Raw genomic sequence first — 20,517 nt, forward strand, 5'->3', positions numbered from 1 at the left:
TGGCTTCTCGGCAGAATACCGCGCCGTACTCGCGCGCCCGCCGCAGGCCGGTCCCCGCAGGGGACCGTCGCCGACGGCTACGGCTGGTTTCTGCCGACGAGCGCGTCGATACCGTTTCCGGCCGCGCGGGTCAGCACCGCCGCCATCGCGGTTCCGGCGCTCCAGATGGCGGTCTCCTCGGGCGGTTCGGACCCGTCGCCTTCGTACAGCACCGAGAGCAGGAAGATGTCGTCGTCGGCGAGAATTACCCGCCCGGTGAAGTCGCCGGGGGAGTCCGCCGGCGGGGCGGCGATGCCGACGGCGTCTATCTCGTCGAACTGCTCGCGAACCGCGGCGCTGGCGCTGACGACGTGAACGTCCAGCCCGGCGGCGGCGCGCTCTCGAAGCGCCGTCATCACGTCGTCGCTGAGCAGGTCGAGCGAGTCCGCGCCGAAGACGATCCGGGTTTCCGCCCGGTGGACGAGATCGACGGTCCGGTCGTCGATGGGTTTTCGGCCCCGGACGGTCCACACGTCGTCTCGGGTCTCCTCGCCGTGCTCCTCGCGACGCAGTTCCGCGAGCGCGTCGAACGCTCGGTCCCGTTCGCGTTCGAGGCGGGCGGTCAGCAGTTCTTTGGCCGCGTCGAGGCTGACCGGCCGGTACCGCTTCGGCGTCGACTGCTGGAGTTCGACGAGCCCTCGCGCTTCGAGGTCCTCCGCCGCGCCGTACACCTGCGAGCGCGGGACGCCCGCGAGGTCGTGGATATCCTTCGCCGTCCCGGTACCGAGTCGGTGGAGCGCGACGAAGACCCGCGCCTCGTAGTTCGTGAGGCCGAGACGTTCCAGCGCCTCCTCGACGTCGCGTTCGTCGGGTCCGTCGTCGCTCATCGTTCCCACCTCGCTGCGCGCCCTTTCGACTGTTTCGCTTCCGGCCGCGTCCGCCGTTCGCCGGCCGGTGCGTCTACGACCCCACCGTCCGTCGCGACGCCGTCGCCGCGGGCCGGGCCGCCGGTCGTCCCGTGTCCGATGGGAACTTCCGGGTCGTGGCCCTGATAGCGGTCCCACAACACGAGCACCGAGGGGAGGACGAGCAGCGAGACGAAAAAGGAGTACGTGATGCTGAGCGCCGTCAGCACGCCGAACTGCCCGAGCACCTGCAGCAGCGAGAGCACGAGCACGCCGATGCCGAACGTCGTCGTGAGCATGCTCCCCGCGAGCGCGCCGCCGGTGCCGCGGACGGTCCGGTCAAGCGCGGTGAAAAGCGAATGACTCCGTCGCTCGTCGACGAAGCGGTGGACGACGTGGACCGAGTAGTCGATGCCGAGGCCGATGGTGATGGCGAGAATCGTCGCCGTGAACGCGTTAAAGGAGATGCTCAAGAGGCGCATCGTTCCCGCGATGAGCGCGACGGCGACGCCGATGGGGACGGTGTTGGCGACGCCGAGCGACGGATACCCCTCGACGAGCCAGTAGACGAAGACGAGAAACGCCACGGTTGCGCCGAGTGCGAGCGCGAGACTCGAAATCGCCGACTGCAGGATGAGGTCCGACACCGCCTTGAACACGACGGTGTCGCCCGTCGCGACGGCGTCACCTCTGAACCGGTCGGCGACGTCGCGGGCGTCCTCGGTCACCGCGTTCTGCCCGGCGCTGGCCTTCGTCGAGTAGACGATTCGAGTGCTGCGGCGGTCCTCGGAGAGATAGTCCAGCGCCTCGGCGCGAGCCGACGAGTCCAGCAACGCGTCGTACACGTCGTCGAGGTTGCGGTCGGGGATGCCGTCGCCGTCGGGGTCGTTGCGGTCGACGACGGCGCGGAACTCGGGGTCGCTCTCGGCCTGCGACTGGATGACCGTCACGATGCTCTCGGCGTCCGCGCGTCCGCCGGAGCGGACGAACGAGTCCGGCGGGTCGTCGCCGGCGCGGTGAATCTCGTCGAGCGTCGTGTCGCGTTCCATGTTCGTCTCCAGATAGACGGTCGCGCTCCCGCCCTGGGTCGTCTCGAACTTCTCTTCGAGGAAGTTCAGCGTCGCCACCACCGAGTAGTCGGCGGGTGCAAACGGCTCCGGGAGCGCGTCGAGGTAGTCGGGCGTCTCTTCGGGCGGGAGGAAATCCTCCTGGGTGAAACTCGTGTCGACACCCGTCGCGTACGCGCCCGCGCCGGCGCTCACGAGCACGATGACGAGCAGGAACAGCGCGGGGGCTTTCCCGGCGACGACGACGCCACCGCGAAGCAGCTCGCCGAGTCGCGACCCCTCCGCCCCGAGGGGCGTCTCGCTGAACGTCGGAATCGGCCAGTCGTCGCGGCGGCGGTCGATCCACACCTTCGCCGCCGGGAGGAAGACGCCGAAGATGAGGAACGTGAAGACGATGCCGACGGCGGCGACGATACCGAAGTCGCGAATCGGCGCGAGGTCGGAGACGAGGTTCGACAGGAAGCCGATGACCGTCGTCCCGGTGACGATGAAGAACGCGACGAGCAGTTGGTCGGTCGTCAGTCGCATCGCGCCGTCGATGTCGTGGCCGTCCGCTCTGTCCTCGCGGTAGCGGTTGATGGCGTGGATACCGAAGTCGATGCCGACCGCGAGCAACAGCGGCGGCACCGCGATCATCATCTGACTGAACGGGATGCCGGCGAGGCCGAGGAAGCCGAACGTCCAGATGACGGTCATGAGCAGCGACAACCCGCCCAGCAGGAGGTCGAGGAGGTCACGGTAGGCGACGACGAGGAAGAACACGATGAAGATGACCGCCGCGGGCGTGACGATGAGAAGCGAGTCGGTGATGACCGAACTGAACTCGTCGGCGGTGATCCCGCTGCCGAACACCGTGATGTCGTCGCTCGTCGTCGCGACGACGCGCTCGGCGCGCTGTTGAATCGGCGTGAGCGGACTCGTTCCCCCCTGCCCGGCGGCCGACGACTCGTAGCCGGGGACGTCGTGCTCGACGACGCCGATGGTCGCCGACGCCGACGCGGAGCGCCGGTTGAAGTCGTTGCTCACGGTGCCGGTGAAGCCGGGGTTGTTCGCGTTCTCTCTGACCGCCGCGCGAATCTCACTGGGCGACGCCCGCTCGACGGCGGTCATCTGCGCGTCGAGCGTCGTCGCTTCGGGGTCCAGCGTCTGTGCGACGACGGTGGCGGCGCTGCTCGTCGACGACACCCGTAGGTCGGTGCGGTCGTCGAGCGCCTCCTGCGTGCGCAGCATCTCCAACAGCGCCGGTTTCGCCAGCACGTTCCGGCTGCGCTGTATCAGCTGCGTCGACCCCGACCCGCTCTCGAACGACGCGCCGAACTCGCGGTTGATGTCTTCGAGCGCCTGGTTCGCCGGGATATCCTCGGCGAACTGTTCGGTTCCCGCCTCCGTGGAGACGTTGCCGAGACCGGCGGTGAACACGAGCGTCAAGACGAGAAACAGGACGACGACGCGTCCCGAGCGCTCGACGATACGCTCGTCCACCCAGTCGACGACGCGCTGGTGGTCCAGCGCCACGCTCAGACGCCGCCGTTGCGTCGGCGGTACAGTACCGCGCCGACGCCGAGGGCGGCGAGAGCGCCGACGCCGACGAGCGTCAGCGACAGGCTACCGCCCTCGCCCTCGGTGACCTCGACGGGGAGTCGGTAGGTGTCCGAGAGCTGGCTGTCGCCGGAGCGGTCCTCGTAGCGGAAGTCCATCTGCACCGGGTACGTCTTCGCGAGCGCGTCGCCGCCGACGCTGACGCCGAAGACGAGTTCCGCGCTCTCGCCGGGAGCGAGTTCGTCGACGTACGCCTCGCTGCTGTCGGCGGTGATGGGACCGTCCGGGAATATCTTCGCCGACACCTCGTGGAGCGGTTCGTCGCGTTCGTTCGTCACCTCGACGACGAGTTCGCCGCTCTCGCCCGCCTCGAACGTCGCGTTGACGCCGTCGAGACTGAACTCGTCGCGCTGTTCGTCGATGTCGACCTGCACGTCGAGCGGGTCGCTCGTGCGCCGGTCGCCGTCGGCGTTGCGGTACTGCGCCTCCAGCGAGAACTGTCGCGGCCCGGCGTCGGCGTTGTCGGTCACGTCCGTCGCGAAGTCGAACTCGGCGCGCTCGCCCGGACCGAGCGTGCCGACGGCGTACTCGGTCTCGACGGGTTCGACGTTGGAGTTCTGGCTCTCGAAGACGAGGACAACGTTGCGGGCGGGCGTCTCGCCGGCGTTGACCAGTTCGCCCGACAGACTGCCTTCCTCGCCGACGTGCAGCGAGCCGTCGACGTTCTCCAGGTCGAACGACTGTTCGGGAAGCGGCGTCACGCCGAAGGAGACGGGCGCGGACTCGGCGCTCTCGCCGTCGGCGTTCTCGTAGGCGGTGGTCGCGCGCATCGTGTGCGCACCCGAACTGGCGTCGTTCGCGACGGTTAGGTCGTACCGGAACGTCTGCGTCTCGCCGGGTTCCCACCGCTCGACGAATCGGCTAGCGGATTCGCTCTCGCCGAAGCTGACGTCGGCGCTCGTCGTCTCGGTGCTCACCGAGGCGTTGTGGGCGACGCTCTCGCCGACGTTCCGCATCGTGACGTTCATCCCGCCGCTGCCGCCGGCGGGCGCGTCCGTCTCGACGTCGGTGACGACAAAGCGCGCGCGGTCGTCGACGCGAACGGTCACGTCGACGGTGTCGGTGGACCGCTCGTCGTTGTCGTACTCGTACGTCAGTTCGAGTTCGAGGTCGTACGTCCCCGACTCGACGTCGTTGGGGACGCCGATTCCGAAGTCGAGGGTCGCCGGTTCGCCGTCCGGCATCGTGCCGACGAGACGCGTGCCGGATTTAACCGAGATGGGCGTGCCGCCCGACTTCAACGTCGCTTTGACGTTACGCGCGTTTCGCACCTCTTCGTCGACGTCCTCGGCGTCGTTGACGAGTTGTACCGAGAGGTTCGACTGCGTGCCGGGTGCGACCGTCGGTTCCGGGACGTACGCCTCGAACCGCGGGTCTTCGATGGCCGACACCGTCGCCGGCGTCGCGAGCAGTACGAGAACGAGAAGAACGCTGAGTGCCTTTCTACGCATGTGTGAGGGTGAGGCCCGGACGACGATTTCCGACCGGTGCCGGGCGAAGCGGTCGGCGTCGGCACGGGTGGCCGACTGGTCACACCCGCGGCTACACACTAACGGTACATAAGTGGTTGTAAATTTCTACAAACTGCCAGGCGGTTCGTCGGATAGCTGCGAACTCCGGTGCAGGAGGTCCTAAACGGAGTGGACCACTTCCACAGAGTTCGAATCTCCGAGTGAGCCATTTCGCCCCCCTCTATCACTACACTCAATGACGTGCCGTGGTCATCGCTTCGCTTTCGACGAGTGCCCAATTTGGTTCGTCAGAGTGACAAGAGATATATCCTCGTAGCGTAATGTCGTTTTAGATGATATCACCGCTCGCGCAGACGGGGGCCGACGTCCGCCGAGTGGTCGTCCTCGGCCGCGGCGAGTTCGTCGACGAGTTCGTCGAAACGCTTCGCGAGTCGGCCGTCGCCGTCGTCCACACCGACGACGCGCCCACAGCGCTTTCGACGCTCGACGAGGGCCGCGTCGGCTGTCTGGTCGTCGTCGCCGACGGTTCTCCGTCGACCCCGTCGTCGGAGATCTTCTCGCTGGCGCGGACGCGCTCGGACGCACCCGGACTGTTCGTGAGCGACGAGACCGCCGCGCTCCCGCCGGGCGTCGAACAGGTTCCAGTCGACGCGTCGCTGGCGACGGCGCGCGTTCGGCGGGCGCTTCTCGACGCCGCCGCGGACGACGTCGCGGCGTCGTCGTCCGTCGACCCCGTCGACCCCGTCGACGCGTACGGGTCGACGCTCGCGCACGAACTCGGCAATCAGCTCATGAAGCTCGATTTCGCGGCCGACGCGGCGGAGTTCGACGACGCGCCGGTACGACTCGACGACGTGATAGAGCGACTGCGCCGGTTGGCCGACGAGGCCGAAGCGGTCGCCAACGGCACCGCCTCCCCGGAGACGGTCGACCTCGGCGACGTGGCGACGGACGCGTGGACGCGCGTCGGCGCGTCCGACGCCGAACTCGTCGTGGAGGACGAGTGCTCACTCGACGCCGACCCGCTGCTGCTGACGCTGTTTTTCGAGAACGTGTTCCGCAACGCCGTCCGTCACGGCGGGAGCGACGTCACCGTCCGCGTCTCCGAGACGCCACGGGGGTTCGCCGTCGTCGACGACGGGTCGGGCTTTCCGGAGGACTCGCGCCTGTTCGAGTGGGGCCACACCACCGGCAACGGCTCCGGCACGGGGCTCGGCATCGTCGCCCGGATCGCCGACGCTCACGGCTGGACCGTCACCGCGTTCAACGACGGCGGCGCGGCGCTCGACGTGCGGACGGAGTAGCGGGTCGGCGAGGGGGCGGAATCGGTGAGGCGGCGGAATTAGTGAGAAAACCGAATCGGTGAGGGGGCGGAATCGGTGAGGCGGTAAGACGCTACGTGGTGTTGCCCGGCCCGATGGCGACGGCGTAGCTCTCGGCCCCGAGTTCCTCTAGTTGGTCGGTCGTCTGTCGCCGCAGGCTCGCGAGACGACGCTTCAGCAACTGGTAGTTCGAGTCCGATTCGAGTTGTCGCGCGTCGTGTTCGGTCTCCAGCAGCGCGACCTTCGAGGCGACGGCGAAGAACTCCTGCAACTGCGAGTCGTACGTCGCACGGGCCAACAGGCTCTCGACCGCCGCGAAGAGGTCGTCGCGACGGACGGGTTTGACGAGGTACTCGTCGAACGGCATCTCTGCGATGTCCGTCGTCGGGTCGACGGCGGTGACCATCGCCACCTGCGGCGGGTTCTCGTGCTCGTACAGCGCGGTGAGCACTTCGTCGCCCGACATGCCGGGCATCCGGCGGTCGAGCAGCACGGCGTCGGCCTCGTCGGCGAGTTCGAGCGCTTCGGCCCCGCTGGTGGCGGTCAGCACGCGATATCGGTTCCGCAAGCGCTCGGCGTGTCCGTGCGCGATGTCCGGGTCGTCGTCGACGACGAGTACGGTGTGGTCCATAGTTCGCCTCTCTTAATCGACGCTATTCTTTCCAGTAGGTTAATAGTTTGGTAATACATCACAGTCAAAGATACTGACATTATCGTCAGACGGACGGTTCGACGGTTCGCCGCGAGGAGAGACGACAGCCGTCACGAGGGGCAACACCGAGGTCATCGAGCGCCCACCGGACGACCGTCGCCTCGACGACCGCCCGCGTCTCGGCGTCGTCGGTCAGCACCTGGTCGCTCTTTTCGAGCAGTCGACGCTCGGTCTCCGTCTGGCCGGGTTCGTCACGGGTCGCGCTCAGCAGCGCCTCGAAATCCTCTCGGAGGTCGAACGAGGCGTAGGCGACGTTGCAGCGGGTTAGAACCGCTCGAATTTGGGCGTGTCGAGAAAACGGGACGGCGGCGCGAGAAGTCGCATCGGCGTGCTACCCCGATGCGACAGTACTGGTCGAAGACTCACACGGTTGGCACAGGACTTTCGCGCCGATTCGACGAACTCGCCGTACTATGAAGAAACTTTCGTACAAACGGGGGTTAAGTATTCGTATATAATTAGACTCCCCAAGGAAATATCCGTTTCGGCCAGAAACTACACTTACGATACTTCGCTCAGTTTGGCAAGTCGACGATTTCCATCGACAGACCGACCGCGTCCTGCAGTAGGTCGGCGGGAATCGTCGCGAGCGGGGTCGGTGCGACGACGGTCATCGTTCGACGTCGACGCCTCTCTCACTCGCGGTCACTGCGGCGGCGACTCGGCCGTCGACTCGGCGTCGGCGGCGAGCCACTCGTCGGCCCACGACTCGATCTCCTCGAACACCGGACAGAGCGACTGTCCCTTCGGTGTGAGGCTGTAGTACGTCGCCACCGGCGCGTCCTCCTCCAGTCGCCGGTCGACGAACCCCATCTCGCGGAGGTCGTCGAGCACGCGCGAGAGGGTGCGCGAACTCGCGTCGGTCGAGCGTTTCAGTTCGTTGAACCGCTTCTCGCCGTCCTGGAGGTCGTGCAGGACGATGAGTCGCCACTGCGACCCGATCTGTTCGAGCGAGTCGATGACCGGACAGACCGCCAGCGGCTTCTCGGGGTCGAGTTCGGATGACATCGGTGATACCTGGTCACGTCTATGTCCGCGAACGGATATATAGGTTCGTATCGAATACCAGGTAACGTGATGCAACTACGTTTCACGACGACAGCGGAATCGGTGATCGGCTTCCAGCACGACGGGCCCACGGAGGCGACGCGATGACGCCGCTGCAGAGTGCGGTCGCATTCGACGGCCCGGCGGCCGGGCTCGCCTTCCTACTCGGCCGCGTCCTCTTCGGAGGTGTGCTCGCGTTCAGCGGTCTGAACCACTTCCTCGACACCGAGAGCATGGTCGGCTACGCGCAGGCCAAGGGCGTCCCGACACCGGGACTCGCGGTCCCGTTCACCGGCGGGATGCTGCTGTTCGGCGGCGTCGGCATCGCGCTCGGTCTGCTACCGACGCTCGCGGCGGGGGCGCTCGTCGTGTTCCTGCTCGTGACGACGCCGCTGATGCACGATTTCTGGGCCGCGCCCGCCGAGCAACAGCAGAGCGAGCTGATAAACTTCCTCAAGAACGTCGCCATGCTCGGCGGCGCGCTCGCGTTCCTCGCGCTCAGCGCGGCCGGGTCGTGGCCGTACGCGCTCTGAGTCGACGGCGAGCGACCGCGAACGACCGCGAACGACCGCGAACTGCCAACACGATTAACCGACCGTCACCCCAACGACAGCCATGACCGACGCACCACCGACGACCGGACTGCACCACGTGACGAACATCTGCACCGACATCGAGGAGACGAAGGCGTTCTACGAGGACGTCCTCGGCTGGCACACGGTGAAGCTGACCCAGAACTACGACGACCCGGGGACACCGCACTACTACTTCTCCTCGACGCCCGAGGGCAAACCGGGAACGAACGTCACCTACTTCGAGTACCCCGACTCCCGGGGCGTCCCCGGCCCGGGGGCGAGCCACCACTTCGCCTTCGGCGTCGAGGACAGAGAAACCCTCGGCGAGTGGCGCGAGCACCTGATGGACCACGGCGTCCGTGTCTCCAACGTCAAGGACCGGACGTACTTCGAGAGCATCTACTTCACCGACCCCGACGGCCTCGTCTTCGAACTCGCGACGATGGGTCCGGGGTTCACCTACGACGAGGAGAAACCCGGCAGCAGCGAAATCGACCCGTTCGAGAAAGGCTACGGAGACGACTGAATGGAGGGCGCGCCCGACGCGTTCGGTTCGCCGTATCGCCTCCTCGCGGGGGCGGTCGTCCCCCGCCCCATCGCGTGGGTGAGCAGCCGTAGCGAGGACGGCGTCGACAACCTCGCGCCGTACAGTTTCTTCAACGTCGTCACGCCCGATCCGCCGGTGGTGATGTTCTCGCCGGTCGGCGTCGGCGACGATCGGAAAGACACGACGAAGAACGTCCTCGCCACCGAGGAGTTCGTCGTCCACGTCGTCACCCGCGACCTCGCCGGGGCGATGAACGCGACGAGCGCGACGCTCGAACACGGCGAGAGCGAGTTCGACCACGCCGAGTTACAGAAGGTTGAGGCGACGACCGTCGACGCCGCACGCGTCGCCGACGCGAAAGTCGCCTTCGAGTGTCGCCTCTACGACGCCCAGGAGGTCGGCCGGTCGACGATGATTCTCGGCGAAGTCGTCCACGCGCACGTCGCCGACGAACTGCTCACCGACGGGAAGATGGACGTGACGAAACTCGACGCAGTAGGTCGGCTCTCGGGAAGCCAGTACGCGACGACCGACGAGCGGTTCTCGCTGGAACGGCCGCCGTGAGCGTTCGAGGGTAGTTCTCTCGGCGACGAGACGCTCGATTCGTCGGAGCGCAACGGTACAGACGACGGCGTAGCCCGCAACCGGAATCGGAAGACGACCGAAACCCGGTATCGCGTCGGATTCGAGAGATTCGACGCGGTGGCCCGTCGCTGGGACGCCCGCGACGCGAACGTGGCCCGTCGCTGGGACGCCCGTATCCGTGTGTCCGGTGGGTCGACCGCCCGGACGCTCGGTCCCCACTCGGGCCAGTACGCGTCTCGACCGATACGTCCCGCGCGCGCTCGGCGGGAACGCCGACGATACGACTGACGACGAGTCGTCTTCCGTTCGGCGTTCGTCGTACTGCCACCTGTGTTCTCCCCACACCCTCTGGCCGCCCGTCGCGTCAAAGTCCCGTCGTCGGCCGATAGGCGGCGACTCCCGCCGAATCGACGCCGAATATAAGGACGTAAGTGTGATATTGAATGTTATTACGTCCTCCCGGAAAGCGTTAAGAAGGGTCGCTGGGTAGCGTGGTCCAAGATGTCACGGAGCACCGACGCACGAGACGGAGAGAAACGAACGATGAAAGACGTGAGCCACACCGCGCCGAACGGCGTCTCCGCGGACAACGTCTGGCGACGCGGCGGTAACCGAGACGAATCGGACCGCGACGACGACTGATCTGAGCGACGCTCGGTAACTGGTTCTCACTCCTCGAACACGACGAGATACATCGCGCCAGCGACGCCACCGGCGAGGATCGCGACGCCGAGTACGGCAAAGACGCCGACGAGCACTGTCGTTCCGAGCAACCCCGGTCCCAGAATCGAGAGGATCGCCGCCGCGACGAAGCAGACGAGCGCGATCCCTCCGGTAATGAGCAACGTCGAGCGCGGGGTTAGGTCGTCACCGTACGCCACACCCCCCACCACGACCTTTCACGTAGTAAAAGGTCGCACGAGTGAACAAATCGACATATCGAGAGACAGACACCGCGGAACGTATCTTATCTGCAACTAGTTAGGAGGTAGAAGTCTCCGAAGACACTCAATAATTTTATCAAGTCGTTGGTCTTCGACCCGACCGTGATAACAGTCGAGGGCCTCAGAAAGGAGTACGGCGGGTTCGTCGCCGTGGAGGGGAGTTCGTTCGAGGTCGGCGAGGGGGAGATATTCGGCGTCGTCGGGCCGAACGGCGCGGGGAAGACGACGACGCTGAAGATGCTCTCGGGGCTCATCGAACCGACCGCCGGGGAAGCGACCGTCGCCGGCTACGACGCCGTCGACCCGAAGATGCGCTCGTCGCTCGGCTTTCTGCCCGAGGAGTCGCCGCTGTACGAGGACATGACGCCGCGGTCGTACCTGCGGTTCTTCGCGGACCTCTACGACGTGCCGCGGGCGGAGGCGATTCGGCGGAGCGAGGAGACGCTGGACCGCCTCGACCTGGAGCACCGAGACCGTCGTCTCGGCGATATGTCGAAGGGGATGAAGCGGAAAGTCGCCATCGCGCGGTCGCTCGTCAACGACCCCGACGTACTGATTTACGACGAACCGGCCAGCGGTCTCGACCCGCTGACGACGAACTACGTGCTGGAGTTCACGCAGGAACTCGCCGCGGCGGGCAAGACCGTGCTGTTCAGCGCACACAACCTCTACCACGTCGAGAGCGTCTGCGACCGCGTCATCATCATGAACCGCGGCCAAATCGTCGCTCGCGGCACCGTCGCCGAGATTCGGAAGCGACACGGCCGGACGACCTACCGCGTGTTCACGACAGTGCCCGTCGAAGGAGCCGAGCGGGTCGAAGACAGTACGACCCCCGCGGACGCGATGCGAACCCGCTACCGCCGAGTCGTCGGCGACATGGCCGCCGTCGAAGCAGTCCGCGCCGAGGCCGAGTCCAACGGCGGCGAAATCGCCGACATTCGAACCGAGGAACCGAGCCTCGAAGCGCTCTTTCTCGATATCGCCGGCGACGACGGGTCGACGGCCCGAGGTGAGTCGTGAGCGACGGTGGTCGAGGCGATATCCCCGACCGAGTCGGCAACTGGACTCGAACGACAGCCGAGCGCGTCGCCGACTGGACGCGAAAGACGCTCCGCGTCGCTCGCTGGGAGACCGCCCGAACGGTCGGCGTCTTCGACCGCAAAACCGCCGGGGCGGCGTTCGCCGCCGCGGTTCTCGTCGGCGTCTTCGGTATGGCTGCGCTCTCGACGGGCGGTGCGGGCGTCGCGCTCGACGAGGACATCTACCGCGTCGGCATCGCGACCGACAGCCCGTACCACGACGCGGTGACCGAGAGTCCCCCGCTCGCGGCGCACCCGCCCGACGAGACGGCGCTCCGTGACGGCGAGATAGACGCGCTGGTTCGAGGTAGTACCGTCACTCCCGCCGACTCCGAGCGCGGCCGCGCGGCCGCCGCCGCGTACCGGTCGGCCGTCCAGTCGTACAACGACCGGCGGATGCTCGCCGAGGGGAATCAGTCGGCGGCGTTCCCCGTCGTCGTCGAGATACGCTACGCTGAACGCGGCGAGACGTCCGGCGGGTCGGCGGCGACGGACGGAGCTACAGGCGGTCCAGCGACGGGAAGCGACGACCCGTCGGCGTCCGAAAGCGAGTCGAGTTCCGCTGACGGGTCGGGCGAGTCGAGCGAATCCGACGAATCCGGCGGGACGAGTGATGCGGGTAGCTCGTCCGACGACGACGGTGCGCTCGCCGTCCCCGACGTCGGCGGTACCGGCGCGCTGTTCGGCGGCCAGAGCACCGGCTCGCCCGCGGACGTCGCCCCGCCGTTCCCGTTCGGGTCGCTCGTCCTCGCGTTCGCCTTCCTCGTGCCGGTGAACTTCGTCATCCAGTCGTACGGAAGCACGATGCTCAACGAGCGCATCAACCGCCGCGGCGAACTGCTGCTGGTCGCGCCGCTGTCGCCGACGAGCATCGTCGCCGGGAAGACGCTCCCGTACGCGCTGGCCATCCTCTGCGTGACGACGCTCGTCGCCGTCCTCGTCGGCGGCGGTCCGCTCTCGGTGGCCGCGGTGTTTCCGCTGGCGCTCGCGTATCTGGCGGCGACGTTCGTCGGCGCGATGTTCGCCCGGTCGTTCAAGGAACTCACGTTCGTCACCGTCGCGCTCTCCGTCTTCCTGACGACCTACGCGTTCGTCCCGGCCATCTTCACCGACGTGACGCCCATCGCGCTCATCTCGCCGCTGACGCTCGTCGTCCGCGACCTGCAGGGCGCGGCCGTGTCGGCGGGCGAGTACGCCTTCGCCACCGGGTCCTTCTACTTCGGTTCCGGCGTGCTGTTCCTGCTCGGCGTCGGCGTGTATCGAGAAGAGGACCTGTTCACCCAGCGGGCGGTCCCGCTGAAGTTCCTCGACGCGCTCGACAGTCGCCTCTCGGGGAAGCGCTCCGTCGCCGTGCTGAGCGCGCTGTTCATCCCGTTCGTCTTCGTCGCCGAACTGCTCACCGTCGCCGTCCTCTTCGCGCTGCCGGTACAGCTCTCGATGCCGCTTCTGTTGGCATCGATCGCCGCCGTCGAGGAGTTCGCCAAGAGCGTCCACGTCTACGCCGGCTTCGAGAAGAACCGCTTCGAGCGGTCGGTGTCGACGGCGGTCGTCTTGGGCTCGCTGTCGGCCGTCGGCTTCTTCGTCGGCGAGAAAGTGACCGCCGTCGTCCAACTGGTCGGGCTTCCGGAGTTGGCGCTCGGACAGGCGGCGTTCGTCTCCTCGGGCGTTCCCGGCATCGGCGGGGCCGGCGCACTCGCGCTCTTGGCCGCGCCGCTTCTCCTCCACGTCGTCACGACGAGCCTGACTGCAGTTGGCGCGAGCAAGAATCGGTTTCACTACGCCGCAGCGTTGGTGGTCGCCGTCGCCGTTCACACCTTCTACAACCTCGCGGTGGTGATCGCCGTTGCGTGACCGGCGTCTCACCGTCGCGCGTCGCGAGCTCTCGGTCCTGCGGTCGGAGAAGACCATCGTGCTGGCGCTGCTCATCCAGCTGTTCATCGCAGCGTTCTCGTCGTTTCTCGTGGTCGGCCTCGTCTCGCTGTACGACCCCGGCGGCGCCGACGGGTACGAGGTCGACGTCGGCGTCTCCGGCGAGGCCCGCTACGAACTCGTCTACGCGGCCCACAGCGTCTCCGGGACACAGCCGGTTCTCTTCGACTCGGAGACGGCGGCACAGCAGGCGTTCGACCGACGGCAGGTCGACGCGGTGCTCCACGCCGACCGCCGCGGCGGGCGGATACACGTCGCCGCGACGGTCCGCGACGAGAACGTCAGGACGACGGTGACCGTCACACAGGTGCGCGACACGCTCCGGGAACTCGAACGTCGGGAGCGAGCCGAGCGCGCGGGACAGCTCTCGTCGCCGCCGCTGAAACTGCCGGACGCGCCGCCGACGAGCCCGTACCACGGCTTCACCTACACGGCGCTGATTCCGCTGTTGCTCTTTCTCCCTGTCTTCATCAGCGGCTCGCTCGTCGTCGACTCCGTGACCGAGGAGTTCGAACGCGGCACGCTCGAACTCCTCCGCGTCGCGCCGCTGTCGCTGACCGACATCGTCGACGGCAAGTCGCTGGCGGCGGCGGGACTCGCCCCCGCGCAGGCGGCGCTGTGGCTCGCGGTGCTCTCGCTCAACGGTACCGCCGTCTACGGGGCGGGGCGGTTGCTCGCGCTCGTTGCCGCGCTGGCGGTGCTCGCGGCTGGTTTGGGCGTCGTTGTTTCGCTCCTCACCGCGGAGCGGCGGACTGCCCAGTTGCTTTACTCGCTCGGCGTGCTCCTCGCCTTCGCGGGCGCGACCCTTTCCCCGTTGAGTCCGACGAACGTCGTCGCTCGTCTCGCCATCGGCAGCGCCGATGCGACGGTGACACTCGTCGTCGCCGGCTACGTCGCCGTCGCCGTCGTCGCGTACGGCGGGGTTCGCGCGGCGGTCGGTCGGTTCGACGCGACGAGCGTCTGAGTGCCGCGGAGGTGGTCGCAGCGCGTCTTCGGTTCAGGGAGCGACGATTTCGACGAACGTCTCCGCGTCGACGACGAGGTTGTACGCCTCCTCGTCGTCGTTCCAAAGACACAGAACGTTCTCGAAGCCGAGAATCGCGCCGTACTCCGCCTCTGTGAGTTCGCGGTTCAGTCCCGACTCTCTCGTGAGTACGGCGTAGTGGTCGACCGACTGGCTGCCGTCGCCGACTTTGAACACCGGGTTCCTGCTCTCGTCGTCGGCGAGATTGTGACTGAGTTTCACCGCCAGGAGGTCGATGCGGTCGGTGACGTGCCGTTCCATCTCGGCCATCCGCGCGTGGCGACTCCGGTCGGCGCGCAGGTCGACGCGGCGTTTTTCGTCCTTTCGGAGTACGCTGTAGGAGAACTGCACCGACGTTTTCGTGAACGTGCCGTCTCCCTCGCCGCCCTCGTCGAGGCGGCGTTGGAACGCCGGCGTCCCCACGTCGTCGCGCACGTCGAACGACCACCCGCGGTCCGAGGGCGTCATCCCGGGCCACAGGCGGAGTTCGGGCGAGTACACCGTCGCGCCCGCCTCCGATTCGACCGCGCGTTCGACCTCCCGGAGTCCGATGCTCGTGTTTCGATCGGCGGGTGCGAGCGCGACGACGGAGCCGTCGTCGGCCAGCGCGTCGAGGTAGCGACGAACGACCGCTACGGGGTCGTCCAGTTCGCTGAGTACGTTGCCGAACAGCACGAGGTCGACGTCACCGAGCGAATCGAGGTCGAACTCTTCGGCGGTTTCGCGGTGAACCGTCGTCCGGAAGTTCTCGCGCGTCTCCCCGAGCAGTCGGTCGAGCACGTCGGCGGCGGCACTCGGTTCGACGGCGTGGTAGTCGACGAGTGAATCTTCGGGCAGGTAGTCGTGCAGGCCGAGCGCCGGACCGCCGACGCCCGCGCCCACGTCGACGACGCGGAGTGTTCTCGGGAGCAGGCCGTTCTCGGCGAGGTCGTTCGACACGTAGCCCACCTCTGCGTAGTAGTCGGCGAGGTGGTAGACGGCGTAGCCGAGTGCGGCCGTCTCGTCGTACGCCACGTCGTTCTGGTAGTAGTAATCCTCCTTCAGCCGACGCACGGCCTCGCGGAGTTCGTCTCCTGATTCGCCCGTGTGCCAGTTCGCGCCGTAGCGCTCGACGAGCAGGTCCTCGACGGCGAACGAGTAGTCGTCGGGAAGCGCCGTCGGTCGCCAGTCGCGGACGGGAACGGGCGTGTCGTCGACGGGGACGAACGTGCCGTCCTCCTGTTCGACTAACCCGAGGTCGAACGCCTCCTCGCGGAGGGTCTGCTTGACGACGGCCGGATGCGGGTAGCCCTCGATGTACTCGGCTATCTCCTCGGGGTCGATGGGGCGGACGTTGCGCAGATACTTCGCGTTCGAGACGACGGCCTCGCGGTCGGTCATCGCTCCTCGCCTCCGTCGTCGCCGACGCCGCGTCCGAGTTCGTCGGGTTCGACCGACTCGTGACGCCCCGCCTCCCGGTACAGTCGCTCGAACGCGTCGCCGTCGGCGTCTGCGATTCGGGCGGCTGCCTCGGCAACGGCGGACGCGCCGTCGAACGTCTCCTGAATCTCCGCGTACACGCGCGGGGTGCCGCCGGTGACGGTGTCGACGATATCGTCCAACGCGGCGGAGACGGGCGTCGCGAACTCCTCGCGCACGTCGTCCGCGGCGAGCGCGTAGGCGAGCACCGCGGCGTGCGCGCCGGACTGGACAGTCTTCATCGCGCCGTCGTGTTCGCCGGCCGTCGTCTCGAAGACATCGTTTCCGGCGACCGTGAACGCCTCGTCGACGGCGTCGAGCGTCGGGCCGCCTTCGTCGACGACGGCGGCGACGTTCCCCGGCGCGTTCTCGGGGGCGAAAAGCGGGTGGTAGCTCGCGCGTTCGCGGTCGGCAGCGTGTTCGCGCAGCGCCGACAGCGGACTGGCCATCACCCCGGTCACGTCGAAGACGGCGCTGTCGGCGTTCGGTGCGAACGTGGCAATCGCCGACTCGACGGCCGAGATGGGGACGGCGAGACAGACGGCGTCGAAGCGCTCGTCGGTGTCCGTCGAGACGGCGCGGCCGCCGTGGGCCGTGGCCGCCGCCTCGGCCACCCGAGCATCGGTGTCGGCGAACGCGACCTCCGCCGAGAGCGTGTCGGCGACCCATCGACCCATCGACCCGGCGCCGACGATGAGCAGTTTCATTGCGCATCCGTTGCCAGTGGCGTCGCAAAAGCCGTTCGATGCTGCCTATCCGGTATCACGTGTCAGAGTCGCAATCTTTAACGGGTCCGTGATACGTTGACACAGTATGAGAGACACGAGAGCCGAGGACGCCAAACGGCGTAAGTTCGGGGCGGCCGTGATTGCCCTGTTGGCAGTCGTCGCCGTCGTCACCCCGTTTCTCGCGGGTGCGCACGCCCTCTGGATTGCGTTCGGCGTCGGAACCGGCCTCGTCCTGCTCGTCGTCTCGCTCACTATCGCGACGGACTCGGATTTGAACGGTCCGCCGCCGCAGCGAATCGGCTGATTCGTCGCCCGCGACGAACTCTCGCTTCTCACAACCCCAACTTCAGCGCTCGATTCACCGCGAGCACCGAGAAGCCGACACCCATCACGACGACGAGGAGGCCGACGGCGACGGCCCACCCCGCGGTGTCCGAGAGCGCGCCGACGACGAAACTGCCGGTCGCACCGAGCAGCATGTACACCGTGCGGACGAGACCGAACCCCGCGCCGCGCTCCTCCGCGGAGAGTTTGTCGATGAAGCGCGACTGAATCGGTGCGCCCCAACTCATCGCCACGCCGACCATGCACGCGCCGACGGCGAAGACGGGGAGCGTCGACCCTTCGACGAGCGTCACGTAGCCGATTACGCCGAGACCCATCGACAGCGAGGCGGCGGCGTCGCGGTCGAACCGGTCCGAGAGGTAGCCCATCACCGGTTGGGTCGCGCCGTGAACGACGAAGTATAGCGAGAACAGCGCGCTCGCCGTCGCCGCCGAGAGGTCGTGGTAGGCGACGAGAAACGTCGGGAGAAACGAGGCCGTCGCCTGCCAGGTGAACGCGCCGGCGACGGCCAGAACGGTGGTGTAGACGATTTCGGGCCGCGAGAGCAACTCGAACAGCGAGGCGAACGCGAACCGCTCGCGCATCGGCTGGTCGGGCCGCTCCGGCGTCGTGGGTTCGATGCGCCGCTGGAACAGGAGGAACACCGGAACTGCGGCGATTGCGCCGAGCAGCATCGCAGTTTGCCAGTCGTAGCGCGCGGCGACGAGCGCGGCGACGACGGGCACCGAGAGTCCCGCGAGCGGGCCGCCGGCGACGTGGACGCCGATGGCGCGGCCGATGTTCGAGAACTGCTTGGAGATGAACGTCGTCGCGACGGTGTAGTGCAGTCCCGCGCCCGCGCCGAGTGCGATGGTGAACAGCGCGAACGCCGGAAACGAGGGCGAGACGGCGAGAAGGAGGCTGGCGACCGCAGTGAGTCCGACGGCCGCGAGGATGACGCGGCGTTCGCCGAATCGTTCGCCGAGGACGCCGCTGGGAAACTGCATTGTCGCGTAGGCGGCCCACATTCCCGCGAGCGCGAGGCCGACCGCACCGTTCGAGACGCCGAACTGCGCCGTAATGTCGGGGACGACCGGACTGATGGCGAGGCGCGCGACCATCGTCGCGAAGAACGCGAGCGTACAGAGGACCAGTACGGTGTTCCGGTAGCGCCAGTTCACGCCGAGCGTTGTCGGCGCCGGGCGAAGTGGGTTCTGATAGCGGAACTCCGCACGAGAGACTGTAACACGAGTAACATTTTTTGCCGTGCGTTTGGCCTCACTCCTATGCGCGTATTCGTAGCCGGTGCGACAGGTGTGTTGGGGCGGCGTCTCGTCTCGCAGTTCACAGAGAGCGGTCACGACGTGGTCGCTCTGACGCGGGACGCCGAAGGGGACGAACTCGTCGCTGACCGCGGCGGCGAACCGTATCGAGGTGACCTCTTCGACGCGGACTCGCTCGCGCTCGCCGCCGAGGGCGCGGATGTCGTTATCCACGCGGCGACCGCTATTCCGACCGACCCGAACCCGACGACGGAGGCGTGGAACCGAAACGACCGCGTCCGCCGAGAGGGTGCGCGCGCGCTCACGACCGCCGCCGCGTCGGTCGGGGCGGAACGCTACATCCAGCAGAGCGTCGTCTGGGTAGCCGCGAACTCTCGGGGCGACCCGTTCGACGAGTCGTCGCCGCCAGAGCCGACGCGCATTACGCAGTCGGCCGTCGACGCCGAACAGATAGCGATGGCCGCGAGTCACGACGCGCCGTTTTCGGCCTCCGTGTTGCGCTGCGGCGTCCTCTACGCGCCGGACGCGGCGCACACTCGCCAGTACGCCGAGCGGCTCCTGCGGCGTCGCCTCCCCGCTCTCGGACGAGGGCCGCTCGGCCGCGACGAGGTCGTCGTCGCGCCGATCCACGCCGACGACGCCGCGAGCGCGTTCGTCGCCGCCGCCGAGTCGGGAGCCGACGGCATCTGGCACGTCGTCGACGACGAACCGGTGTCGACCCGAGAGTTCCTCCGAACGTTCGCCGACTATCTGGACGCGCCGAGGCCGCTTCCGGTACCCGCGTGGCTCGCGCGAGCGACCGTCGGGTCGGAGGCCGTCTCGCAGTTCACCACGTCGATGCCGACGACGAACGAGCGATTCCGCGCGGCGACCGGTTGGGAGCCGACGTACCCGACCTACCGCGAGGGGCTCCGGCAGGTCGTCGACGAGTGGCGCGAGGACGAGACGCTCGAGGATCTGCGGTCGGGGGCAGCGGCGGAGCGACCGGACGCCGGGACGTCGTGACGCGGGACGCGACAGACGCGAACGGCACGTGGCGGGAGCGACGCGAACAGTCAAGGCCCGACCGCGAGAACGTGACCCATGACCGAGAAACCGCTCGACGGGCGCGTCGCGTTCATCACCGGAACCAGTCGAGGCATCGGGAAGGCGCTGGCGCTCGCCTTCGCCGACGCCGGGGCCGCCGTCGTCTCGACGGGGAAGACGATGGACGAACACGAGCGCCTGCCGGGGACCGTCACCCAGACGACCGAGGAGATACGCGAACGCGGCGGCGACTCCATCGCGCTGCAACTCGACGTGCGCGACGAGTCGAACGTCGAGGAGGCCATCGAACGGACCGTCGACGAGTTCGGCGGGCTCGACATCGTCGTCAACAACGCCGGTGCCATCCAGTTTGGCGGCGTCGACGAGATTCCCGCGAAACGGTTCGACCTCCTGATGGATGTCAACGCCCGCGGGGCGTACGTGACGTCGCGCGCGGCGCTGCCGTACCTCCGCGAGAGCGACCACGCCCACGTCGTGATGAACTCGCCGCCGACGACGATGGAACCGTCGCCCGGAAAGGCAGCGTACGCGCTCTCGAAGTACGGGATGACGTTCCTCGCACGCTCGCTCGCCGACGAGCTCCAGAGCGACGAGATCGCCGTCAACAGCATCTGGCCCGTCTCGGCCATCGAGACGGAGGCGACGCGGCACTTCGAACTCGGCCAACCCGAGGACTGGCGTACTCCCCAAATCGTCGTCGACGCGATGCTCGAACTCGTGACGCGCGACCCGACCGAGTGCACGGGTAACGAGTTCTACGACGAGGAACTGCTTCGGGAGGCCGGAGTTTCGGAGTTCTCGCAGTACGCCGTCGTCGAGGGGACCGACCCCGGCCCCACGTCGGCGCGGCTATTCGATTCGGGTTACGGGCAGAACGGGTAACGACCG

21 protein-coding genes are annotated in these 20,517 nt (G+C 67.4%); 11 read left to right on the forward strand and 10 right to left on the reverse strand.

Going from position 1 to position 20,517, the window contains the following annotated elements; genetic code table 11:
* Window positions 1-77 precede the first annotated feature (77 nt).
* Genes LAQ74_RS07695 through LAQ74_RS07705 form a run of 3 tightly spaced genes read right to left on the reverse strand, consistent with a single transcriptional unit; the run spans window position 78 to window position 5,001 of the window.
* Window positions 78-866, reverse strand: a complete 789-nt coding sequence (locus LAQ74_RS07695) for a TrmB family transcriptional regulator (RefSeq protein WP_224336759.1) — start codon at window positions 864-866, stop codon at window positions 78-80.
* Window positions 863-3,460, reverse strand: a complete 2,598-nt coding sequence (locus LAQ74_RS07700; RefSeq protein ID WP_425498524.1) for an efflux RND transporter permease subunit — start codon at window positions 3,458-3,460, stop codon at window positions 863-865. The genes LAQ74_RS07695 and LAQ74_RS07700 overlap by 4 nt, the downstream gene beginning before the upstream one ends.
* 8 nt (window positions 3,461-3,468) lie before the next feature.
* The gene (locus LAQ74_RS07705; protein ID WP_224336764.1) at window positions 3,469-5,001 is read right to left on the reverse strand and encodes a COG1361 S-layer family protein; all 1,533 of its coding nucleotides are present in this window, start codon (window positions 4,999-5,001) and stop codon (window positions 3,469-3,471) included.
* A gap of 353 nt (window positions 5,002-5,354) precedes the next feature.
* Here LAQ74_RS07705 and LAQ74_RS07710 point away from each other — a divergent pair, with 353 nt between their 5' ends.
* Window positions 5,355-6,326 carry a sensor histidine kinase gene (locus LAQ74_RS07710; RefSeq protein ID WP_224336766.1) on the forward strand — a complete coding sequence of 324 codons (972 nt, stop codon included), beginning with the start codon at window positions 5,355-5,357 and terminating at the stop codon, window positions 6,324-6,326.
* Between the two features lie 91 nt (window positions 6,327-6,417).
* On the opposite strand, the gene LAQ74_RS07715 is transcribed toward LAQ74_RS07710, so the two are convergent.
* The 3 genes from LAQ74_RS07715 to LAQ74_RS07720 all read right to left on the reverse strand — a co-directional run bounded on the left by LAQ74_RS07715 (window position 6,418) and on the right by LAQ74_RS07720 (window position 8,064).
* Window positions 6,418-6,975: a response regulator gene (locus LAQ74_RS07715; RefSeq protein WP_224336769.1), complete on the reverse strand. Its 558-nt coding sequence runs from the start codon at window positions 6,973-6,975 to the stop codon at window positions 6,418-6,420.
* Between the two features lie 85 nt (window positions 6,976-7,060).
* Window positions 7,061-7,336 (reverse strand): DUF7960 family protein, encoded by a 276-nt coding sequence (locus tag LAQ74_RS20745; protein ID WP_484494578.1) that lies wholly within the window; start codon window positions 7,334-7,336, stop codon window positions 7,061-7,063.
* A 365-nt stretch (window positions 7,337-7,701) separates the two neighbouring features.
* Window positions 7,702-8,064, reverse strand: a complete 363-nt coding sequence (locus tag LAQ74_RS07720; RefSeq protein ID WP_224336772.1) for a winged helix-turn-helix transcriptional regulator — start codon at window positions 8,062-8,064, stop codon at window positions 7,702-7,704.
* A 152-nt stretch (window positions 8,065-8,216) separates the two neighbouring features.
* On the opposite strand from LAQ74_RS07720, the gene LAQ74_RS07725 reads away from it, so the two are divergent.
* From LAQ74_RS07725 to LAQ74_RS07745, 4 genes are all read left to right on the forward strand, one after another.
* The gene (locus LAQ74_RS07725) at window positions 8,217-8,636 is read left to right on the forward strand and encodes a DoxX family protein (protein ID WP_224337191.1); all 420 of its coding nucleotides are present in this window, start codon (window positions 8,217-8,219) and stop codon (window positions 8,634-8,636) included.
* 82 nt (window positions 8,637-8,718) lie between these two features.
* Window positions 8,719-9,204 (forward strand): VOC family protein, encoded by a 486-nt coding sequence (locus LAQ74_RS07730; RefSeq protein WP_224336776.1) that lies wholly within the window; start codon window positions 8,719-8,721, stop codon window positions 9,202-9,204.
* Window positions 9,205-9,789 (forward strand): flavin reductase family protein, encoded by a 585-nt coding sequence (locus LAQ74_RS07735; protein ID WP_224336778.1) that lies wholly within the window; start codon window positions 9,205-9,207, stop codon window positions 9,787-9,789.
* Between the two features lie 522 nt (window positions 9,790-10,311).
* Window positions 10,312-10,452 carry a DUF7989 family protein gene (locus LAQ74_RS07745; RefSeq protein ID WP_224336780.1) on the forward strand — a complete coding sequence of 47 codons (141 nt, stop codon included), beginning with the start codon at window positions 10,312-10,314 and terminating at the stop codon, window positions 10,450-10,452.
* 26 nt (window positions 10,453-10,478) lie between these two features.
* Here the strand turns inward: LAQ74_RS07745 and LAQ74_RS07750 are convergent, their stop codons facing one another.
* Window positions 10,479-10,691: a hypothetical protein gene (locus tag LAQ74_RS07750; RefSeq protein ID WP_224336782.1), complete on the reverse strand. Its 213-nt coding sequence runs from the start codon at window positions 10,689-10,691 to the stop codon at window positions 10,479-10,481.
* 165 nt (window positions 10,692-10,856) lie between these two features.
* Between LAQ74_RS07750 and LAQ74_RS07755 the strand changes: the two genes are divergently transcribed.
* From LAQ74_RS07755 to LAQ74_RS07765, 3 genes are read left to right on the forward strand one after another with little or no spacing between them, the layout of a single operon-like run.
* Complete coding sequence (locus LAQ74_RS07755; RefSeq protein WP_224336784.1) at window positions 10,857-11,777, forward strand: ABC transporter ATP-binding protein; 921 nt, start codon at window positions 10,857-10,859, stop codon at window positions 11,775-11,777.
* Between the two features lie 20 nt (window positions 11,778-11,797).
* Window positions 11,798-13,687: an ABC transporter permease gene (locus tag LAQ74_RS07760; RefSeq protein WP_425498525.1), complete on the forward strand. Its 1,890-nt coding sequence runs from the start codon at window positions 11,798-11,800 to the stop codon at window positions 13,685-13,687.
* Window positions 13,680-14,729 carry an ABC transporter permease gene (locus LAQ74_RS07765; protein WP_224336787.1) on the forward strand — a complete coding sequence of 350 codons (1,050 nt, stop codon included), beginning with the start codon at window positions 13,680-13,682 and terminating at the stop codon, window positions 14,727-14,729. Before LAQ74_RS07760 ends, LAQ74_RS07765 begins: the two co-directional genes overlap by 8 nt.
* Before the next feature lie 33 nt (window positions 14,730-14,762).
* On the opposite strand, the gene LAQ74_RS07770 is transcribed toward LAQ74_RS07765, so the two are convergent.
* Both LAQ74_RS07770 and LAQ74_RS07775 read right to left on the reverse strand, forming a co-directional pair.
* Window positions 14,763-16,169, reverse strand: coding sequence for a small ribosomal subunit Rsm22 family protein (locus LAQ74_RS07770; protein WP_224336789.1), 1,407 nt, complete (start codon window positions 16,167-16,169; stop codon window positions 14,763-14,765).
* Window positions 16,166-16,954: a prephenate dehydrogenase/arogenate dehydrogenase family protein gene (locus tag LAQ74_RS07775; RefSeq protein ID WP_224336792.1), complete on the reverse strand. Its 789-nt coding sequence runs from the start codon at window positions 16,952-16,954 to the stop codon at window positions 16,166-16,168. The genes LAQ74_RS07770 and LAQ74_RS07775 overlap by 4 nt, the downstream gene beginning before the upstream one ends.
* A 106-nt stretch (window positions 16,955-17,060) precedes the next feature.
* Here LAQ74_RS07775 and LAQ74_RS07780 point away from each other — a divergent pair, with 106 nt between their 5' ends.
* Window positions 17,061-17,279 (forward strand): hypothetical protein, encoded by a 219-nt coding sequence (locus tag LAQ74_RS07780; protein WP_224336795.1) that lies wholly within the window; start codon window positions 17,061-17,063, stop codon window positions 17,277-17,279.
* A gap of 28 nt (window positions 17,280-17,307) precedes the next feature.
* On the opposite strand, the gene LAQ74_RS07785 is transcribed toward LAQ74_RS07780, so the two are convergent.
* Window positions 17,308-18,480, reverse strand: a complete 1,173-nt coding sequence (locus LAQ74_RS07785; RefSeq protein ID WP_224336797.1) for an MFS transporter — start codon at window positions 18,478-18,480, stop codon at window positions 17,308-17,310.
* 105 nt (window positions 18,481-18,585) lie between these two features.
* Between LAQ74_RS07785 and LAQ74_RS07790 the strand changes: the two genes are divergently transcribed.
* Window positions 18,586-19,587: an NAD-dependent epimerase/dehydratase family protein gene (locus tag LAQ74_RS07790; RefSeq protein ID WP_224336799.1), complete on the forward strand. Its 1,002-nt coding sequence runs from the start codon at window positions 18,586-18,588 to the stop codon at window positions 19,585-19,587.
* Window positions 19,588-19,665: 78 nt separating this feature from the next.
* The gene (locus tag LAQ74_RS07795) at window positions 19,666-20,511 is read left to right on the forward strand and encodes an SDR family oxidoreductase (protein WP_224336801.1); all 846 of its coding nucleotides are present in this window, start codon (window positions 19,666-19,668) and stop codon (window positions 20,509-20,511) included.
* Window positions 20,512-20,517: the final 6 nt, after the last annotated feature.

Origin of the sequence: Haloprofundus halobius (assembly GCF_020097835.1) — an archaeon.
Lineage (GTDB): Archaea > Halobacteriota > Halobacteria > Halobacteriales > Haloferacaceae > Haloprofundus > Haloprofundus halobius.

Bases quoted from the DNA above. Each gene is read 5' to 3' on its own strand.
- LAQ74_RS07695 (WP_224336759.1), bottom strand. From the start codon at position 866: ATGAGCGACGACGGACCCGACGAACGCGACGTCGAGGAGGCGCTGGAA.
- LAQ74_RS07705 (WP_224336764.1), bottom strand. From the start codon at position 5,001: ATGCGTAGAAAGGCACTCAGCGTTCTTCTCGTTCTCGTACTGCTCGCG.
- LAQ74_RS07710 (WP_224336766.1), top strand. From the start codon at position 5,355: ATGATATCACCGCTCGCGCAGACGGGGGCCGACGTCCGCCGAGTGGTC.
- LAQ74_RS07715 (WP_224336769.1), bottom strand. From the start codon at position 6,975: ATGGACCACACCGTACTCGTCGTCGACGACGACCCGGACATCGCGCAC.
- LAQ74_RS07720 (WP_224336772.1), bottom strand. From the start codon at position 8,064: ATGTCATCCGAACTCGACCCCGAGAAGCCGCTGGCGGTCTGTCCGGTC.
- LAQ74_RS07730 (WP_224336776.1), top strand. From the start codon at position 8,719: ATGACCGACGCACCACCGACGACCGGACTGCACCACGTGACGAACATC.
- LAQ74_RS07735 (WP_224336778.1), top strand. From the start codon at position 9,205: ATGGAGGGCGCGCCCGACGCGTTCGGTTCGCCGTATCGCCTCCTCGCG.
- LAQ74_RS07745 (WP_224336780.1), top strand. From the start codon at position 10,312: ATGTCACGGAGCACCGACGCACGAGACGGAGAGAAACGAACGATGAAA.
- LAQ74_RS07770 (WP_224336789.1), bottom strand. From the start codon at position 16,169: ATGACCGACCGCGAGGCCGTCGTCTCGAACGCGAAGTATCTGCGCAAC.
- LAQ74_RS07775 (WP_224336792.1), bottom strand. From the start codon at position 16,954: ATGAAACTGCTCATCGTCGGCGCCGGGTCGATGGGTCGATGGGTCGCC.
- LAQ74_RS07780 (WP_224336795.1), top strand. From the start codon at position 17,061: ATGAGAGACACGAGAGCCGAGGACGCCAAACGGCGTAAGTTCGGGGCG.
- LAQ74_RS07790 (WP_224336799.1), top strand. From the start codon at position 18,586: ATGCGCGTATTCGTAGCCGGTGCGACAGGTGTGTTGGGGCGGCGTCTC.
- LAQ74_RS07795 (WP_224336801.1), top strand. From the start codon at position 19,666: ATGACCGAGAAACCGCTCGACGGGCGCGTCGCGTTCATCACCGGAACC.